Below are 18,193 nucleotides of genomic sequence, written 5' to 3' on the forward strand. Positions count from 1 at the left end.
CGCGGGCGCGTGCCCCGCGCCGTTCCCCTCAGCCCGGCGGCTCGGTCCGGTCGCGCGGGTGAGTCGTATCTCACCCGGGGGCACGACTTGTCTGTGCAACGAGTTGCATAGAAAGATCTGATCCTGGCGCCCAGCCCTCGACGCCGAGCCGGAAAGGCGGACCCCCCGTGGCCGACCAGCTGCTTTTCAACCCGCGCACCTACGACCCGGAGCACTTCGACCCCGAGACCCGCAGGCTGCTGCGTGCCACCGTCGACTGGTTCGAGGACCGCGGCAAGCGCAGGCTGATCGAGGACTACCGCTCCCGTGCCTGGCTTGCGGACTTCCTGGCCTTCTCCGCCAAGGAGGGGCTGTTCGCGACCTTCCTCACCCCGGCCTCCGCCGCCGAGGGGAACGCGGACAAGCGGTGGGACACCGCCCGCATCGCCGCCCTCAACGAGATCTTCGGCTTCTACGGGCTCGACTACTGGTACGCGTGGCAGGTCACCGTCCTCGGTCTCGGCCCCGTCTGGCAGAGCGAGAACGCCGAGGTCCGCCGCCACGCCGCGGAACTCCTCGCGCAGGGCGAGGTGTTCGCCTTCGGCCTGTCCGAGAAGGCCCACGGCGCCGACATCTACTCCACCGACATGCTGCTGGAGCCCGACGGCCGGGGCGGCTTCCGCGCCCGCGGCTCCAAGTACTACATCGGCAACGGCAACGCCGCGGGCCTCGTCTCCGTCTTCGGCCGCCGCACCGACATCGAGGGCCCGGACGGGTACGTCTTCTTCGCCGCCGACAGCCGGCACCCGGCGTACCACCTCGTGAAGAACGTCGTCGACTCCTCCAAGTACGTCAGCGAGTTCCGCCTCGACGACTACCCCGTCGGCCCCGAGGACGTGCTCCACACCGGCCGCGCCGCCTTCGACGCCGCCCTCAACACCGTCAACGTCGGCAAGTTCAACCTCTGCACCGCCTCCATCGGCATCTGCGAGCACGCGATGTACGAGGCCGTGACCCACGCGCACAACCGGATCCTCTACGGCCGCCCCGTCACCGCCTTCCCCCATGTGCGCCGTGAGCTGACCGACGCGTACGTCCGTCTCGTCGGGATGAAGCTGTTCAGCGACCGCGCCGTGGACTACTTCCGCTCCGCGGGACCCGACGACCGCCGCTATCTGCTGTTCAACCCGATGACGAAGATGAAGGTGACCACGGAGGGCGAGAAGGTCATCGACCTGATGTGGGACGTCATCGCCGCCAAGGGCTTCGAGAAGGACACCTACTTCGCGCAGGCAGCCACCGAGATCCGTGGGCTGCCCAAGCTGGAGGGCACGGTCCACGTCAACCTCGCGCTGATCCTCAAGTTCATGCGCAACCACCTGCTGGACCCCGCCGAGTACGCGCCGGTCCCGACCAGGCTGGACGCGTCCGACGACGCGTTCCTCTTCCAGCAGGGACCGGCCCGCGGGCTGGGTTCCGTACGCTTCCACGACTGGCGCGCCGCCTACGACGCCTACGCGCACGTGCCCAACGTCGCCCGGTTCCGCGAACAGGCCGACGCCCTGTGCGCGTTCGTCACCACCGCCGCCCCGGACGAGGCGCAGAGCCGCGACCTGGACCTCCTCCTGGCCGTGGGCCAGTTGTTCGCGCTCGTCGTCCACGGTCAGCTGATCCTGGAGCAGGCGCACCTGACCGGCTCGGACGAGGATGTGCTGGACGAGCTGTTCGCCGTGCTCGTACGTGACTTCTCCGAGCACGCCGTCGAGCTGCACGGCAAGGACTCGGCCACCGGGGACCAGCAGCGCTGGGCCCTGGCGGCCATCCGGCGTCCGGTCGTCGACGAGGACCGTTCGGCCCGGGTGTGGGAGCGCGTCGAGGCGCTGTCGGGAGCCTACGAGATGGCGCCGTAGCAATACGGCGGCCCGGTCGTCCGCCCGCCCCGACCACGTACCGCGGTATCGCGGTACGTGGTCAGCCGGCGGCGAGGACTTCGTGGGCCGCTCGCTCGCCCGAGCGGACCGCTCCCTCCATCAGCCCGTGCATGAGCGTCGCCGACTCCGTACCGGCCCAGTGGATCCTTCCCGCCGGTTCGCGCAGCGCGCTGCCGTAGTTCGTCAGGGCGCCGGGCGGGAAGTGGGCGACCATCCCGCCCAGCGACCAGGGCTGGTCGGACCAGTCGGTCTCCAGGTACGCGGAGGGCCGGCGCGCCTTGGGACCGAAGCGGTCGGTGAGCGCGCGCAGCCACACCTCCCGCCGCTGCCCGGGATCCAGGCGGCCGAGCCGCACCGCCGCGTCCCCGTAGGCGTAGCTGCTCAGTACGCCTGGGCGTCCCGAACGGGGAGTCTGGTCGATGGTGATGCCGACGGGCGACAGAGGCGCGAGCGTCTGCCCCGACAGCCCCTGGTCCCGCCAGAAGGGTTCGGGGTACGCCGTGATGACCCGGATGATCGCCCCCGGCACCACCCGTTGGCGCAGATGGCTGTGGGCCGCGGGCAGTGGCGGGTCGAACGAGATCCGTCCCGCCAGCGCGGGCGGCGTGGCCACGATGACACGCCGTGCCCGCACCTCGACCGTGTCGGAGACGACCCGGGCATCGGCGGCGCTCCGCCCGATCCGCCGGACCGGGCTGGACAGGCGCACCGCCGCGCCCAGCTGCCCGGCCATCCGGCGGGCCAGCTCGGGAGCCCCGCCGTCCACCAGGTGCGATTCCGTCCTGCGGGAATCGGTGTAGTAGCCGAAGCCACCACCGCCCCGCGCCAGGACGAGTGCGCCCAGCAGCGAGACCTCCGCCGGATCGGCGCAGAACAGCAGGTTCATCGTCGATCTGAGGAGGGTGTGGGCGGTGGCGGAGGGCACGTTGAGCGGGTGGGACAGCCACTGCCCGAGGGTGCGGGCGTCCCACGCCCGTGCGTGCCGCGCCTCCCACGGGGCGTCCGCCGGGAGCCGCCGTGCCATGAGGTTGAGGCGCAGCAACGCCACCCCGAGCGTGGCGAGCGCCGCCGGGCCGGTCTTGGGGACGGTGCCCCGGTAGTGGTGGTTGACCCCGTCGAGGCGCACGATGTGCCGGCCCTCGTCGTACTGGGGATAGACGTCCAGGCCGACCTCCCGGCACAGCTGGAACATGCGCTCCTGGCCCTTGCCCAGCCAGGTGCCGCCCGCGGAGACCACCGTGCCGTCGGGCATCTCCCGGTTCCAGACCCGCCCGCCCACCCGGTCCCGGGCTTCGAGCACCACGACCTCGCGTCCGGCTGCGGTGAGCAGTCGCGCGGCCGCCAGCCCCGCGAGCCCGGCGCCCACGACACACACATCCGCTGTCATCCGCTCCATGACCGACCTCCTCGGTGCAGCATGGCCCGCCGAGGGCCGCCGCACCCGGTGGGTGGACCGGCCGTGCGCGGCCGGGGCCCGTCCGGGTGACCGCCCGACCGGGAACAGTCGACCGGGAACAGTCCCGCACCCCGATGTGGCTCGCACCTGCACGGGACGGACGCCGGGCCGGACGACGGGCCGCGAGGCCCGCCCCCTCGATCGAGCGGAACGCATAATCGCTTCGCCCGATATGATGCCCTTTGTGATCATGTCCGGATGGCTGCGGCGCCGCCGTACCCCCTACGGCACCCGGTGGCAAGCTGCCCGGCTCTCACCGGTGATCCTCACTGTCGTCGTCGCCGGCCTGGCGTTCTCCACCCCGAAGGAGATCGCCTTCAGCCGCCTCCTGCCGGCCGCACCCGCCCTGGCCGCCGCCATGTGGCCCGTGCTCCCCACGATCGTTCTGGGGTTGTTCTGCCTCATGGTCATGATCGGCCTCAGCTTCGTCTACACCGACCTGGGGACGGCCTACACCGGGGCCGCGATCGTCGCCGTCACCGCGGCCGCCGCGTACGCGAGCCATGTCCGGCTCCAGCGGGAGGAGGCGCTCTTCCACATCCGGCTCGTCGCCGACACGGCCCAGAAGGTGCTGCTGCGCCCCCTGCCCCGCCGTATCGCGCACGTGGAGATCGAGTCCCTGTATCTGGCGGCTCAGGAGCAGGCCCGGATCGGCGGCGACTTCTACGAGGCGGCCGACACCCCCTACGGAGTACGGCTCCTCATCGGCGACGTGCGCGGCAAGGGCCTGACGGCGGTGGGCGCGGCCGCGGCGGTGATCAGCTGCTTCCGGGAGGCCGCGTTCGACGAGCCCGACCTGAGGGGCATCGTCCGGCGCCTCGAGATCAGCATCGCCCGCCACAGTGCCGCGTTCCCCGGCCTGGACCTGCCGGAGCGCTTCGCCACCGCTCTGCTCATCGAGATCCCGCGCGGCAGGGGCCACGTCAAACTGCTCAACTGCGGGCATCCCCCGCCACTGCTCGTCCACCGGGGCGAGACCCGCGTGCTGGACCCCACCGCCGCCTCGCCGCCCCTCAATCTGGCGACGCTCATCGGAGCCCACTACTGGGTCGACACCGTCGCCTTCGCCCCCGGCGACCAGCTGCTGCTCTACACCGACGGCATCACGGAGACCCGCGACCGCACGGGCGAGTTCTTCCCGCTGCCGGACTGGATGCGCAGGCAGGACCCGATGCCGCCCCGCGAGCTGATCGAACGGCTGCACCAGGACCTGCGCCACTTCAGCGGCGACAGGCTCGACGACGACATCGCGGCCCTCGCCGTGCGATCCCGGAGCACCCTCCTGTGACGTCCGGCTCAACCCCTACGGCAGGACGGCCGTGGCGGTGCGCACGGAGCGACGCAGACGGGCGGCGTCCTGGCTGGGCGGTGCGCCGAACTGGCGGCGGTACTCCCGGCTGAACTGGGAGGGGTTGTCGTAGCCGACGCGATGACCGACCCCCGTGATGTCGTTCGGGTGGGTGGCGAGCAGCAGCCGGGCCTCCTGCAGCCGGATCTGCTTCTGGAACTGGATGGGGCTCATGGCGGTCACCGCCTGGAAGTTGCGGTAGAAGGCGGAGACGCTCATGCCGGACCGCTGTGCCACGTCCTCGACCCGGAACGGCTGCGTGTAGTGGTCGCGGATCCACCGCACCGCCCGCGCGACATGGCTGAGGCTGCTGTCGGCGAGTCCGAGCTGTCGCACGATGCCGCCCTGCTCGCCGGTGATCAGCCGCCACAGGATCTCGCGTTTGACGAGCGGGGCGAGCACCGCCTGGTCGCGGGGCTCGTCGAGCAGGCGCAGCAGTCGGACCACCGCGTCGAGCAGGGCGTCCGGCGCGTCGCTGACGGCGATGCCGGGCAGCGCGCCGCCACCCGTGCGCGGCACGTCGCCCGGCCCGGACTTCAGCAGCAGCTCCGCGACGTCGGAGGGGTCCAGCGTGAGCCCGAAACCCAGTGCCGGGTGCTCGGTGCTGGCCTCGGTGAAGTGGCCGGTGACCGGCAGGTCGACCGATGCGACGAGATACTGCCCGGCCCGGTACTCGTAGACCCGCTCGCCCAGTGCGAGGCGCTTGGCGCCCTGGGCGACGAGCGCCAGCACCGTTCCGGAGGTCGAGGGCGACGGCGGGTTCGGCTCGTCGACCCTCGAGATGAGCACGCCGTCGATGGCCGTGGTCCAGTCGGGCCGCGCGTGCCGGACCAGAAGGGTGCGGAGCTCGTCGAGGTGCATGCCTCAAGTGCAGCACACACCCGCTCGTCGGCTCCCGGACAGGAGAGGATCGTGCAAGGTCCAGGGAGGCTGCGCGGGCCCGCGAAGGCTGCTGCCGGCCCGCACAGGCCCGCGCCGCTCAGAGAGCCTTGACCGCCGTCTCGAACTCGCTCACGCGCTGGAGCGCGTCGCCGTCCTTTCCGGCGCTCCTTGCCTCGTCGATGCTCCGACCGAACGACGTCACCTGGCCCTGACCGGGCCGTCCACGTCGCGCCCCGTGATTCACCCGTGTGGCGCGTTTGGGTCGACGGTCCGGGTGACCGTGCCGTCTGATGGGTGTGACCGCAACCGCGTTCGAGCGGGAGGTAGCGATGTACACCATGCGCGCCGAGCACCAGACGACGGAGACCGGACCGCGGCTGCTGTGGCACGTGCTCCACCGCGAGGGCCGGGCTCTGTGCGGCCGGGCCATGAGCGCGAACGCGACCGTCACGGCGGACGACAGCTACGACCACGAGGGCTACTGCACCCCCTGCATGGACGCCGTCGCCGCGGCGACGGCGGCGTCCTCCGGCGGCGTACGGCCTGCGGAGCCGAGGGTATGAGCGGGCCGAGGACCGGCGTACATCCTCTGGGTGCCGAGAGCGCAGGGCAGAGCGCCCCCGCCCGGCCCAGGCTCGTCGACCGCTGGCGACAGACGGCGGACCGCAACCTCACCCCCACCAAGCGGTCGCTGATCGTCACATGGGCCTCGTTCGGCACGACCTGGGGCACGGTGCGGCTGATCACCCACGGCATCCGGGGCGGCTGGCTGCCCTGGGGCAACATCTCCGCCGGCGGCCGTCATCTGCACCACTACAACATCGGCATCGCCACCCTCGCAGCCATCGGCCTGATCGCCGTACGCGGTGACGAACGGGCCGTCGGCCACCCCGGGGTCGCCGCTGCCTACGGAGCCGGAACCGCCCTGATCACCGACGAGTTCGCCCTGCTCCTGGACCTGCAGGACGTGTACTGGGCCAAGCAGGGGCGCCTGAGCGTCGACGTCTCCCTGGGCGTTCTCGCCGCGCTCGGCACCTACCTCACCGCCAAGCCTTTCTGGGACGAGATCGCCAAGGTGACGCGCCACCACATCGCCGCCGTCGCCGAGCGGGACCTGGCGTCGGCCACCTGAGCCACCCCCGGAGGGGTGGCTCGGGCGGGGACTCAGGGGCCGGGCGGCCGGGCTGCGGACCGCGTCAGGGGTAGCTCACCAGATTGGCCACGTTGGTGGACGAGTTGGAGGGACCGCCCCGGTCGTTGATCACATGCCGGATCGTGCCGGTCCCGCCGAGTGAGACGGTCACCATGTTGCGGAAGCGCACGTTCGGGTTGTTGGGTGCCTCGATGGCGTGCTCGGCCGCGACACCCGGGTTGACGTTGAAGAAGCAATAGCTGCCGAGCCCGTACGCCTGATGACTGCTGACGGAGTCGGCCACCTTGTAGGCGGTGTAGCCCTGCGTCGAACCGTTCATCCAGGCAGCCTGGTCGGGCGGGTCGTAGGGCATCTCGTTCTGGTAGAAGTACGTGCGCCCGCCGTTGCCGTTCCAGATCGTCTGGTGCTTCTGGAAGTGCTCGACGAACAGTCCGTACATGGAGACGTCGTCACCGTTGACGATCAGGCCGGTGTCCGCCGTGTTGGTGTTCCAGCCGATGCCGGAGCCGTGGTCGCCGCGCCAGATCCACATGTGGTCGCCGATGACATGGTGGCTGTTGACCACCAGGCTCGTGGTGGCCTTGCCGACGGCGGCTCCGCCCACCCGGAAGTACACGTCGTGCAGGGACGTCGGGTCGGCGGCGTGCGAGGCGGAGGCGCCGGCCGGCCCGATCTCCACCAGGGTGCGGGAATTGACCGTGCCCGCGTCGAAGAGGACGCCGGCGATCTTCACCCCGTCGACGTCGGCGACCGTCATGGCCGTCACCCCGTTGTCCGGAACGAACGTGGCGAGACCCAGGCCCAGTACCACCGTGCCGGGCCGCGTCACCCGCAGCGTCTGGTCCAGGTGGTAGACACCCGGTGTGACCAGCAGGTTCTTTCCCTCGGCGAGCGCGGCGTTGATCTGGGCCGCGGTGGCGCCGGCCTTGACCACGAAGAACCGGTCCATGCCGAGCGAGGTTCCCGCGCTGTTCCCGTTCGCCCATGTGGTGGCCGTCGAGTCGGTCCGCAGGGACGGCACGAAGGCCCGGTAGGCGCCGGAGCCGTCGACGTACAGGAACGGCTTCTCACGGACCGTGGGAGTCCGGTCGACGGTCGTGTACGGCGGATTCGGGAAGGTGTTGCCCGGCACGCCCTGGCTGCCGACGAAGACCATGTTCCAGTTGGAGCCCGTCCAGCTGCCGAGCTGTGAGTTGCGGGTCAGCCACTGCTGCTGGGTGCCGGACCGCACCTGACCGTCGATCTTCGAGTCGGCCATGAAGCCGCCGCTCGACCAACCGCCGTCGCTCAGTTCGAGATTGCCGCGCACATGCATCCGCCGGTAGCCGGACGCCTGCGACACCGCCCAGCGGTCCGTGCCGCCCGGGGGGTTGACCGACAGGTTCTCGGCTCCGCGCCAGAAGTTGTGCGTCGCGTTCTGCGGCGGGAACCAGTCGGCCTCGACATGGACCCCTCCGTTGATCGTCACCGAGTCCGGCGACTGGCCCAGGCCCAGGACCTGGGTGTAGAAGCCGACGTTGACATCGTTGTTGTACGCACCGGGCTTGAACAGCACCGCGTAGCGCTGCGAGCCGAACTGATTGGTCTCCTGCTGCTGGAAGATCGAGTTCAGCCGGCTCTGGATCGATGACGACGGCATCGAGGGGTCGAAGACCACCACATGGGGACCGAGGTCCACATCGCCCGGCTGGGTGCTCACCGGCGTCACCTGGAACCGCTGGGCGGCGGTGCCGTTGCAGGTGTACTGCACCAGCTGAACGCTGTCAGCCGTGGACGCGGACGGCACGTCGAGACACTTGCCGCTGTGCCGGTTGACGAAGCGGAACGCGCCACCGCCCTCGTCCACGGGCTGCCACTGCTGGTTGTCGCCGCCGCCGTACGCCCACAGGTGGACGGCGGCGTTGTCGGCGGTGGACACATCGCTCACGTCGACGACCTGGTCGGGGTCGTTGCGGTTGCCGATGCGGACATGACCGTCGGCGGTGGGGGTCAAGCTCCACTGCTGTGCCGTGGTGGTGTTGCAGGTGTACTGCTGCACCGCGGTGCCGTTGGCGGTCGCCGCCGCACGGGCGTCGACGCATTTGCCGCTGCCGGCGTTGACCACGGTGGTCCAGCCGGTGGGTGGTGCGGCCGCCGGCGCCGTGGGTGCGGCGCCGGCGGGGGAGGGAGGCAGCACGACGAGGGCCGTGCAGACGACGGCCGCGGCGGCGAGTGCCGCGGTCAGAGATCGTGGTGCGAGCACGATGACTCCTGTGGGGGGTTGAAGGGGCCGGGAGCGCGCATGCGAGTCGGCGGAGCCGGAGGCGTCCGTGCGCTCAGCGGGGGTTGGCCGCGTGGGTGAGGGTCTCCCAGGCGACGAAGAGGTTGTTCGTACCGGCCGGGCGGTTCCGCTCGGTGAGGGCCTGGGTGTTGGTCATCGCGATGCCCATCCGGCCGTTCAGCGCGTTGAAGCCGACCTCGGTGACCGGGCCGAGGTGGTCGCGGAGGGTCCCGCCGCACAGCCAGCCCGGGGGTGTCTCGCCGAGCTCGTACTTGGCATGGAGGCCGAGCGCGTGGCGCAGTCTCTCCGCGATCTCCGGGTAGAGGTCCTGGCCCTGGATACGGCTGGTCTCGGCGATGTGCGAGATGGCGGAGAGGCCGTAGCCCGTGTGTGTGAGGTCGCGGCAGGTCTCCTGGGAGAGGCCGTTGACGAAGGTGGTCTGGCCCTGCCAGTACCGGACGATCTCGTCGCGGGTGTCGAGGCCGCTGCCGGGTGCCGTCCTCGGCAGGCTGCCGTCGCCGGTGAGGTAGATGTAGGCAGGGACGCGACCGCGGAACTTGCCGACGGCGTTGTCGTACGCGGCGCGGTCCTCCAGGAAGACCGCGATGCCGATCGCGGCCTCGGTCATGCTCAGTTCCCAGTTGCCGTTCGAGTGGGAGCCGCCTGCCACCTCGGGGAGGTAGACGGTGCGCAGCATGGTCCTGAAGCGGTCGATCCGGTCCTGCGGCCAGCCCGTGTAGGTGTAGCGGATGATCTCGGCGGCCCGTGGCCAGGAGGACCCGGCCCAGCCCGTCTGGAGGGGCGCGTTGGAGTTCGTGTGATCCCTGATCACGGCGGACCAGGCGTCCATGATCTCGATCGCCTTCTGGGCGTAGCGGCTGTCACGTGTGACGTACCAGGCCAAGGACAGCGTGTACGCGGCGATGGCGTCCTCGCGTTCGTCCGTGCAGCCGTTGTTGGGGTTCGAGTACGACCCGCACTCCACGACCGCTCGTGGCTTCGGCACGCGGGACAGCGAGGCGTACTTGCTCGCCATCATCTGGTCGAAGGCGCCCTTCCAGGGCTGTGCCCCGGCGTTCACCTTCTCGCGGGTGAAGTCGAGCTGACCGCGGGAGACCAGGACACCGGGGTGGACGAACGTGGCGGGGGCCGCCTCGGCGCGGTCGTTCGTGGGGCCGGCGATCAGCGCGGCCAGGAGGGTGGAGACCAGCAGGGGTACGGCGACTAATGAACTCTTCCTGATGCGCACCGCACCAGGCTTGTTCCGCTTCTTGGGCATGAGATGGACCTTCGTTCAGGTGGATGAACATAGGGGGTTGGTCGATCGGTGAAACTAAAGGTCTGGACCAGAGGCGTCAAGATGGTGCGCGGGTACTTCTGAAGCACTGCCGAAGCCGGCGTGCCAGGCATGTGTTCATCCATGTGAACCTCGGGGCTTCCGGGTTCTCTTCACAACCTGAACCCGCCACCGGCCTCAGGCGGGCCGCCGGGAGCAGGCGAGGGAGTCGAGCGCCACGGAGTCGGCCATGGCCTGCATGCCCTTGTCGTTGGGGTGCAGATGGTCGCCGCCGTCGAAGGACGGGAGCATGCGCTCGGCGTCGTAGGGGCTGCGAAGGACGCGGTCGAAGTCGGTGACGGCGTCGAACTCCCCACTGGTTCTGATGAACTCGTTGACCTGCCGGCGCACCTCCTCGGCTGCCGCGTCCCATTCGTACCAGCCCTTGAACGGGGCGACGGTCGCTCCGACCACGCACGTGCCGGCCGCGTGCGCGCGGTCGATGATCTCGCGGTAGCCGGCGATCATGTCCCGGGCCGTGACACCGGTGTGCGCCTTGATGTCGTTGACGCCCTCGAAGAGGAAGACGGTGCGGACCCCGGGATGGGACAGCACGTCGCGCTGGAGTCTGTTGACGGCGCTCTGCCCGGCGCCGTCGGCCAGGACCTTGTTGCCGGAGATGCCCTCGTTCGCGACGCCCTTGACCGCGGTGGCGTCGCTCGCCCGCAGGCGCCGGGCGAGGTAGTCGGGCCAGCGGCGGTCGAGGTCGGTCGTGGACTGCCAGCCGTCGGTGATGGAGTCGCCGAGGGTGACGACGGCACCGGTCGCCGGCGCCGCGCGTACGGAGACGGCGTCGAGGTAGTACCAGGAGCCCGTCCGCTCGCTCCAGTTGTCGGCGCTCTCCTGCGCCGTGTGGTCGCCGGTGGCGGCGTACGACGTCTGCATCGCCATCCCGTGTCCGGTGGCCGGCCCGCCGGCGGCCGACACGTACAGGCTGATGACGAGGGAGGTCGCGGCCGGGAGCCGCCCGGGGAGCGGGTCGCTCCGGACGGTGTCCCCCGCGGCGACCGTGACCGACCGGTTGCCGCCGAAGGTCAGCTGCCGGTTGCTTCCGGGGACCAGGGCGGCGCCCTCCTTGCGGACGCCGGCGAAGACGCGGCCGAAGGTGACCGGGCGGTCCCCGAAGGCGTTCGAGAGACGGATACGTGCCCCGGTGCCGGCCGCGCTGGTGCGGACGATCAACCGGTAGCTGCGGTCGGGCACGGCCTCGCCCATCCGGTCGGCACCGGCGCCCCAGGTGACGACCTCCTGCGTCGTGGCGGGGGCGGCGACGCCGGGGGCGGTGAACAGCCAGGCAGCGGCGATCACAAGGGCCGTCACGACGGATGCCGTCCGGCGCATACCGGTCACCGCCCCAGGTCGTGCAGCGTGATGGACCGTCCCGGTGCCAGAGTGACCTCCCGGGCGGAATCCCCGTACGAGACCGTGGTCGTACGGCCGCCGACACTGCGGACCGTGACCCTGGTCGGCCGGCCGTCCTGCCACCGGAGGTCCACGACGAAGCCGCCGCGCACGCCGACACCGGTGACCCGTCCGGATGCGGCCCAGGCGGCGGGCAGGGCGGGCAGCAGTTCGAGGTGGCCCGGACGGGAGTGGACCAGCATCTCGATCATCGCGGCCGGTGTGCCGAAGTTGGCGTCGATCTGGAAGATGCCGCGTCCGCGCTCCACCTCGTAGATGTCGAAGAGGTTGGGAGCGGTGCCGTTGCTGCCGCCGATGGAGGGGCGGAGGTTGTTCACGACGAGCTGGTAGGCCTTGTCGGCGTTCTTCAGACGGGCCCAGCACAGGCTGCGCCAGGCGTTGGCCCAGCCGAAGCTCTCCATGCCGCGGGCGGCCAGCAGGGCGGTGGCGCCCTCGACGAGTTCCTCGGGGGTGGAGCCGTCGGGGCGGATCCGGTCGCCGGGGAAGAGCTGGACGAGCGGGGAGAGGTGCCGGTGGGTGGTCTCGCCGAGGTTGTCCGGGGACATCCACTCCTCCAGCCAGCCGGTCTTCGGGCTGACCCGCGGCAGGTACAGCCGCTGCCGCAGGGTCTCCACGGTCTCCGCGTACGCGCCGTCGCGGCCCAGCACGGAGCACGCGGTGCGGTAGTTGTCGAACAGGGTCCGGACGAGTTCCTGGGCGTAGGTGATGCCCTTGGCGTCGAGCGGGCCGTGCTCGGGAGACCAGTCGCTGTCGGCGATGAGGACCTCTTTCGGGGCCCCCGTCTCCGGGTCCTCGACGGTGGTCGTCAGCAGCCGCGCCTCCCAGAACTCGCACGCGCCCCTGAGCATCGGATGGATTCGGGCGAGGTGGGAGCGGCTCTGGGTGAACTCGTAGTGCTCGAACAGCGAGTTGCACAGCCACGCGTTGCCGGCGGGGTGCCACCACCAGCCCATGCCCCCGTGGATGTTGGTGGAGATCGCGACGGTCCAGCCCGCGATCCTGCCGGTCGAGTTGCGGTAGCGGTTGCGGGGGTCGTTGAAGTGTTCGCGGGTGAGCTCTGTCCAGGACGGCAGCTGGGCGAGGCAGTAGTCGGTCAGGGCGTCGAAGCAGTCGGACAGGGCGGTCCGGTCGGCCATCCAGTAGTTCATCTGGAGGTTGACGTCCGTGTGGTAGTCGCTCATCCAGTCGGGGTCGTTGCCGTCCAGCCACAGCCCCTGCAGGTTCAGGGGGAGGCTTCCGCGGGATCCGGCGATCATCAGATAGCGGCCGTACTGCAGGTAGGCGGCCTCGAGTTCGGGGTCGGGGTCGGGGTCCGTGGCGCGAGCCCGGATCCGCTCCCAGGTGTCCATGGCGCGCTGCTGGGCGGTCGAGGTGCCGAGCGAGAGATCCATGCGCGCGAACAGTGCGCGGTGGTCGGCGACATGGGTGTGGAGCAGGGTGGTCGCCGGGTGCCCGGCGGCCCGGAGCACCTTGGTGCGGGCAAGCTTCTGCGGGTCGAGTCCGGGATCGCGGTAGTTCCTTGCCGCGTCGGGCGCGTAGTTGGTGCCGCCGCTGATCACGACGGTGAGGCTCGTGCAGTTCCTGAAGGTGATCCGCGGGCCGTTCACGGCGACGTTGCCGCCGCCGGCGTGGGCCGTGATCGCCGCCCCGTACCGCAGCCCGTTGGGGAAGGCGGCGCCGAAGGACGCGTACCGCCCGGCCGGTGAGCCCGTCGTGGTCTCGCCATGGGTGCCGTCGAGGCTGATGGTGCCGGTGTAGCGACCGCCGCCGCTCTGGGTGAAGTGCAGGACCAGGACGTCGTCGGGCCGGCTGGCGAAGATCTGGCGCCGGTAGGTGACGCCGGAACGGACGTACGAGGCGCTGACCAGGCCCTGACGAAGGTCGAGGGCACGACGGTAGTCGGAGACGGCGGAGATGTCGTGGTCGGGCAGGTCGACGGTCAGCTTCGCCAGGAGCGTGAAGGAGCCGAAGTTCTCGCGGGCGTACGGGAACTGGCCGTCGCCGTCGAGGGTGTCGTTGAGGCCGCCGGTCCAGGTGGTGGCGTCGGTGATGAAGAGGCGCTCCCTGCCGGGGTCGTTGCCGACGAGCGCGCCGAGCCGGCCGTTGCCGATCGGCAGGCCCTGCTCGATCATCGACCCGTCGTCCGCGGGGGCCCGCCACCACAGCGCGGTGGTGTCGTCGTCCGCAGGCACGGTGGACGCGGTGGGCCGCAGCGGTTCGGCGGAGGCGGTGAAGGCGGGCAGTCCGCCGAGGGCCGCGAGCGTGCCGGTCGCGGCGGCGAGGGAGAGCAGGCCACGACGGCTGGGGAGGTGTTCCGGCTGGTCGGTGCGCTGGGTGTCCACGGTGCACTCCGTTCCGGGGGTACGGGCCGATCGGGGGGTAGGGGCCCATCGGGAGGTACGGGGTGTTGCGGGGGTACGAGCCCTTCGAGGGGTACGGGCCGTGCGAGCGGTACGGACAGGCGGGGGTCGCGTCCGGCGCGGGTGCCGGGCGGTGCGGCCGGGGCAGGAGGCGCCGGTGGCCCGGTCCCGAGGACCGGGCCACCGGCAGCCGTTCAGGACGCGTCCGGTACGCGGATCCGGTCGATGTCCGGGGCGTAGCCGTCACCGCTGTCGAAGGTGATGGTGTTGGCACCGGCCTTGAGGGTGAGGGGGAGGCTCACGGTCTCGACGGTTCCCCAGTCCCCGGTGGAGGGGAGCTTGTGGCTGGTGAAGCCGCCGTCGCCCACGGAGATCCGTACGGTACGGGCGTCGCCGCTGACGTAGGCGATGTCGACCACGTACCGCCCGGCCTTGGCGGCGTGGACGCCGTTGATCGCGAGCTTGCCGCCGAGATAGAGGTTGCCGACCTTCTTCCCGCCGGAGCACGAACCGCAGTCGGCGACCGAGGCGTTGCCGCCGAGGGTGTTGCCCGCCGCCTCCGCCTCGTAGGCGGTCTTGGGCTGGGCCGGGCCCTGCGGGGTGACGGTGAACAGCCGGGAGCCGTGGGCGGGCAGTGCCTGGGTGATCCTGTTGTGGTACGTGCCGAGGTTCTCGCGGTTCCACAGGTCGCGGACCTTCGCCTTGCCCGTGAATCCGAACGCGGGCCAGTCGGCGGTCACGGCGGCGGGAGCGTCGCCCAGGTTGAACAGCGCCACGGTGTAGCTGCCGTCGGGGTTCCTCGCGCCCCACACCTGCTGGTCGCCGGCGGGCGTGACCGGCCGGGCCGGGGGCGTGCCGCCCTGGTCGAGCGCGATGACCTCCCGGTTGGTGAGCAGGGAGAGGCCGTACGCGTCGAGGCGGGTGAGGTCGTCGCCGGTGTAGAGCGGCGACTTGGAGATGGCCCACAGCGTCGCGTAGCTCTGCCGCTCGGCCTTGGTGAGTCCGTCCATCTCGCCGTTGCCGACGTTGAGGGAGTCCAGGTCGTTCCAGCCGCCGGGGCCGGCGTGGCGGGTCCAGGCGGGGGCGTCGTCGAAGCGGTCGTCGACCGAGTTCTCCCAGCTGACCAGGGTGTTGCAGTAGCACTCGACGTCGGTGTCGATGCGCCAGCCGTTGGAGTGCTTCTTCCAGTCGGCGACATGACCGATGTCGAGGGACCAGGACAGTTCGAGATGGATGGGGCGCCCGGTGGCGGCGATCGCCTTCTGCCAGGCGGCGACGTCGGCAACGTTGTCGTAGTTCTCGCCGGACTTGAAGGAGCCGGGTCCCACACCGTCGAGCTTGAGGAAGTCGTAGCCCCAGTCGGCGAACATCCGCGCCTGGGAGTCGATGTACTTCTGGGCGCAGGGACGCGAGAAGTCGATCTTGTAGGCGCTGTCCCACCCGTTGGTGGTGCGCAGATCGCCGTGGACGATGTCGGCGGTCGTACAGCCCTCGGCGTTCCAGACCGGGACCTTGCCCTCGCCGTACGCCTCCTTCTCCAGTCCGACGGGGAGGTAGATGCCCGCCTTGAGGCCCTTGGCGTGGATGTGGTCGGCGACGGCCTTCATCCCGCGGGGGAAGCGGACGGGGTCCGCGGCCTGTCGCCCGTACGCGTCGAAGCGGGGCTTCCAGGCCATGTCGCGCCACCAGCCGGCGTCGATGTTGACGTACTCGTAGCCGTAGGCCTTGAGCTTGGCGGCCATCGCGTCGGCCTGCTTGAGGACGTTCTTCTCGGTGAGGTAGCTGTAGTCGCCGTCGGGGTTGAGCCCGGGGTACTTGGAGGACTGCATGCTCCAGCTCGTCCAGCCCATGTACGGCTTGGCCGCGACGCCGGTACTCGTCGTCGTGGGGGAAGCGGGGGCGTTCGCTCCGGCGGGCGCGGGGGCGAGGGTGGTGAGGCCCGCGGCGAGGGCGAGCACGAGCAGTGCCCCCGTGGTGCGGCGGGCAGGGCGTTCGGACACGGCGGAGAGGGGGGATGACCGCATGGGCCGGACCTCCTGGGTCGGGTGACGGGGGTGCGGGGCGGGCGAGCGGGCGGGGGCGTACGACGGGGTGCGGGCCGGGGACGGGAGCCGGGACGGCAGCCGGAGGTGCGAGCAGGGCTGTGACGGGCGGGTCAGCCCTTGCCGGAGCCGATGGTCAGTCCGCTGATGAACTGGCGCTGCAGCGCGAAGTAGACGAGCAGGGTGGGGATCGCGGTCAGCAGCGCACCTGCGGCGATGAGATTGGGGTTGGTGAAGTACTGGCCCTGGAGGTTGGCCAGCGCGGAGGTGATGGGCCGTTTGTCGCCGGACTCGATGAGCGCGAGCGGCCAGAAGAAGTCGTTGTAGATCCAGATCGACTCCAGGGTCGCCAGCGCGGCGAAGGCCGGCCGGCACAGCGGCAGGACGATCTGGAGGAACTGCCGCCATACGGGGGCCCCGTCCACCTGCGCCGCTTCGAGGATCTCCTTGGGGATGGTCTTCATGTAGTTGCTCAGCACGAAGGTGCAGAAGCCGCACTGGTAGGCGACGTGGATGGCGATGATGCCCCAGGCGGAGTTGTAGAGCAGCAGCGAGTCGCTCATCCACGCGGGCAGCGGCACCAGCAGGTACAGGCGGTACAGCGGGGTGATGAGGACCTGGGCCGGCAGCAGGTTCCCGGCGGTGAAGAGCATGAGCAGGGCCAGGTTCCAGCGGAAGTCGAAGCGTGACACGTAGAAGGCGACGGCCGCGGAGAACAGCAGGGTGCCCAGCACCGCGGGAACGGTGATGAGGACGGAGTTCCAGAAGAAGTGCGCCATCCCGGACTGGGCCCAGGCGCCGGTGTAGTTGTCCAGTGAGATCCCGCGGGGCCAGGAGAGGTAGCCGTTGCGGGTCGTGTCGGAGTAGGGCCGCAGTGAGGTGTAGACGGCCCACAACAGCGGCACGAGCCACAGCAGGGCGATGCCGCCGAGCAGCAGATGGCGGCCGGTCTCCCGCCGCGGCGCCGCGGAGCCTCCCGGCGTGCGCGGAGCACGCGGGGCGTCCCCGGTGCGGTGGCGGGGCGGGAGGGTCGTGGTCATCGGTCCTCCTTGCGGAAGTTCTGCACCAGGAAGGTCCCGATGGCGGCCAGCGAGACGGCGAGGAGGACGACGGCGAGGGCGGATCCGTACCCGATGTGACTGGACTCGCCGACGATGTTGTCGGTGATGAGCAGCGACAGCAGCTCCATGCCGGGCTTGCTGCCGACGCCGCCGCCGAGGATGTAGACGACGTCGAAGGCCCGCAGCGACTCCATGGCGGTGACGACGACGATGATGACGTTGACCGGCCGCAGGGCGGGGAAGACCACGCGGAGGAAGGTCTGCCGCTCGCCGGCGCCGTCGAGGGCCGCGGCCTCCTTCAGCGCCGGGTCGAAGCTCTTCAGCCCGGCCAGGTAGAGGATCATGATGTAGCCGGTGTGCCGCCATCCCGAGGCGACGAGGACGGCCCACAGGTTTAGATCGGGATCCCCGAGCCAGTCGATGTGGTGGCCGGGGGCGGCCATGCCGATGATGCCGTTCAGCAGGCCGTTGTCCGGGTTGTAGATGATCTCCCAGATCAGGCCGACGACGGCCGGGGCGAGCACCATGGGCAGGAAGATCGCCGTCTGGTAGACCCTGGTGAAGCGCAACTGCCGGTCGAGCTGGTAGGCGAGGAAGATGCCGAACGGCGTGGGCAGCAGGACGGAGAACAGCAGCCAGATCACGTTGTGCTGCACGGCGGGCCAGAACGGCGGGTAGTTCCCGAAGATCTCCCGGTAGTTGTCCAGGCCGGTCCAGCGGATGTCGGACAGGGCGATGCCGTCCCAGCTGGTGAACGACAGGCCGATGGAGGCCAGGGCGGGCAGCCAGACGAAGACCAGCAGGGCGATCGTCGGAATGCCGATGATCACCGCGAGGAACAGCCGGTCGCCCGCGCCGATCCTGCGGGGCCGCGGGCGGCGCCCGGCACCCGGTGAAGGCCGCGGTGCCGGCGGTCGCGTGGGGGAGTGGGACGGCACGGGGGGTGCGGAAGTCACGGTCGGT

General features: G+C 70.6%; 13 protein-coding genes. 4 read left to right on the forward strand and 9 right to left on the reverse strand.

Annotation, left to right across the window (positions count from 1 at the left end):
• Positions 1-167: 167 nt before the first annotated feature.
• On the forward strand, positions 168-1,889 hold the full coding sequence (locus ACIQMR_RS12690; RefSeq protein ID WP_401385416.1) for an acyl-CoA dehydrogenase family protein: 1,722 nt from the start codon (positions 168-170) through the stop codon (positions 1,887-1,889).
• Positions 1,890-1,950: 61 nt separating this feature from the next.
• Here ACIQMR_RS12690 and ACIQMR_RS12695 read toward each other — a convergent pair whose 3' ends face one another.
• Positions 1,951-3,306, reverse strand: a complete 1,356-nt coding sequence (locus ACIQMR_RS12695) for a flavin monoamine oxidase family protein (protein WP_401385417.1) — start codon at positions 3,304-3,306, stop codon at positions 1,951-1,953.
• Between the two features lie 244 nt (positions 3,307-3,550).
• Here ACIQMR_RS12695 and ACIQMR_RS12700 point away from each other — a divergent pair, with 244 nt between their 5' ends.
• Positions 3,551-4,654 (forward strand): PP2C family protein-serine/threonine phosphatase, encoded by a 1,104-nt coding sequence (locus ACIQMR_RS12700; RefSeq protein WP_401385418.1) that lies wholly within the window; start codon positions 3,551-3,553, stop codon positions 4,652-4,654.
• A gap of 15 nt (positions 4,655-4,669) precedes the next feature.
• Here ACIQMR_RS12700 and ACIQMR_RS12705 read toward each other — a convergent pair whose 3' ends face one another.
• Positions 4,670-5,575 (reverse strand): AraC family transcriptional regulator N-terminal domain-containing protein, encoded by a 906-nt coding sequence (locus ACIQMR_RS12705; protein ID WP_401385419.1) that lies wholly within the window; start codon positions 5,573-5,575, stop codon positions 4,670-4,672.
• Between the two features lie 311 nt (positions 5,576-5,886).
• Between ACIQMR_RS12705 and ACIQMR_RS12710 the strand changes: the two genes are divergently transcribed.
• Positions 5,887-6,159: a hypothetical protein gene (locus ACIQMR_RS12710; protein ID WP_401385420.1), complete on the forward strand. Its 273-nt coding sequence runs from the start codon at positions 5,887-5,889 to the stop codon at positions 6,157-6,159.
• The gene (locus ACIQMR_RS12715; RefSeq protein WP_401385421.1) at positions 6,156-6,728 is read left to right on the forward strand and encodes a hypothetical protein; all 573 of its coding nucleotides are present in this window, start codon (positions 6,156-6,158) and stop codon (positions 6,726-6,728) included. The genes ACIQMR_RS12710 and ACIQMR_RS12715 overlap by 4 nt, the downstream gene beginning before the upstream one ends.
• Before the next feature lie 64 nt (positions 6,729-6,792).
• Here ACIQMR_RS12715 and ACIQMR_RS12720 read toward each other — a convergent pair whose 3' ends face one another.
• The 7 genes from ACIQMR_RS12720 to ACIQMR_RS12750 all read right to left on the reverse strand — a co-directional run bounded on the left by ACIQMR_RS12720 (position 6,793) and on the right by ACIQMR_RS12750 (position 18,186).
• Entirely contained in the window at positions 6,793-8,991 is a 2,199-nt protein-coding gene (locus ACIQMR_RS12720; protein WP_401385422.1) for an RICIN domain-containing protein, read from the reverse strand.
• 73 nt (positions 8,992-9,064) lie between these two features.
• Positions 9,065-10,288 (reverse strand): alginate lyase family protein, encoded by a 1,224-nt coding sequence (locus ACIQMR_RS12725; RefSeq protein ID WP_401385423.1) that lies wholly within the window; start codon positions 10,286-10,288, stop codon positions 9,065-9,067.
• 195 nt (positions 10,289-10,483) lie between these two features.
• Entirely contained in the window at positions 10,484-11,686 is a 1,203-nt protein-coding gene (locus ACIQMR_RS12730; RefSeq protein WP_401385424.1) for an SGNH/GDSL hydrolase family protein, read from the reverse strand.
• 5 nt (positions 11,687-11,691) lie between these two features.
• Positions 11,692-14,109: a glycosyl hydrolase family 95 catalytic domain-containing protein gene (locus ACIQMR_RS12735; RefSeq protein ID WP_401385425.1), complete on the reverse strand. Its 2,418-nt coding sequence runs from the start codon at positions 14,107-14,109 to the stop codon at positions 11,692-11,694.
• A 212-nt stretch (positions 14,110-14,321) separates the two neighbouring features.
• Positions 14,322-16,151, reverse strand: coding sequence for an alpha-galactosidase D (locus ACIQMR_RS12740; protein ID WP_401385426.1), 1,830 nt, complete (start codon positions 16,149-16,151; stop codon positions 14,322-14,324).
• 131 nt (positions 16,152-16,282) lie between these two features.
• Positions 16,283-17,209 (reverse strand): carbohydrate ABC transporter permease, encoded by a 927-nt coding sequence (locus tag ACIQMR_RS12745; protein WP_401385427.1) that lies wholly within the window; start codon positions 17,207-17,209, stop codon positions 16,283-16,285.
• Positions 17,206-18,186, reverse strand: coding sequence for a carbohydrate ABC transporter permease (locus ACIQMR_RS12750; protein ID WP_401385428.1), 981 nt, complete (start codon positions 18,184-18,186; stop codon positions 17,206-17,208). The genes ACIQMR_RS12745 and ACIQMR_RS12750 overlap by 4 nt, the downstream gene beginning before the upstream one ends.
• Positions 18,187-18,193 lie beyond the last annotated feature (7 nt).

It is taken from the genome of Streptomyces sp. NPDC091376 (assembly GCF_044757085.1).
Lineage (GTDB): Bacteria > Actinomycetota > Actinomycetes > Streptomycetales > Streptomycetaceae > Streptomyces > Streptomyces pratisoli.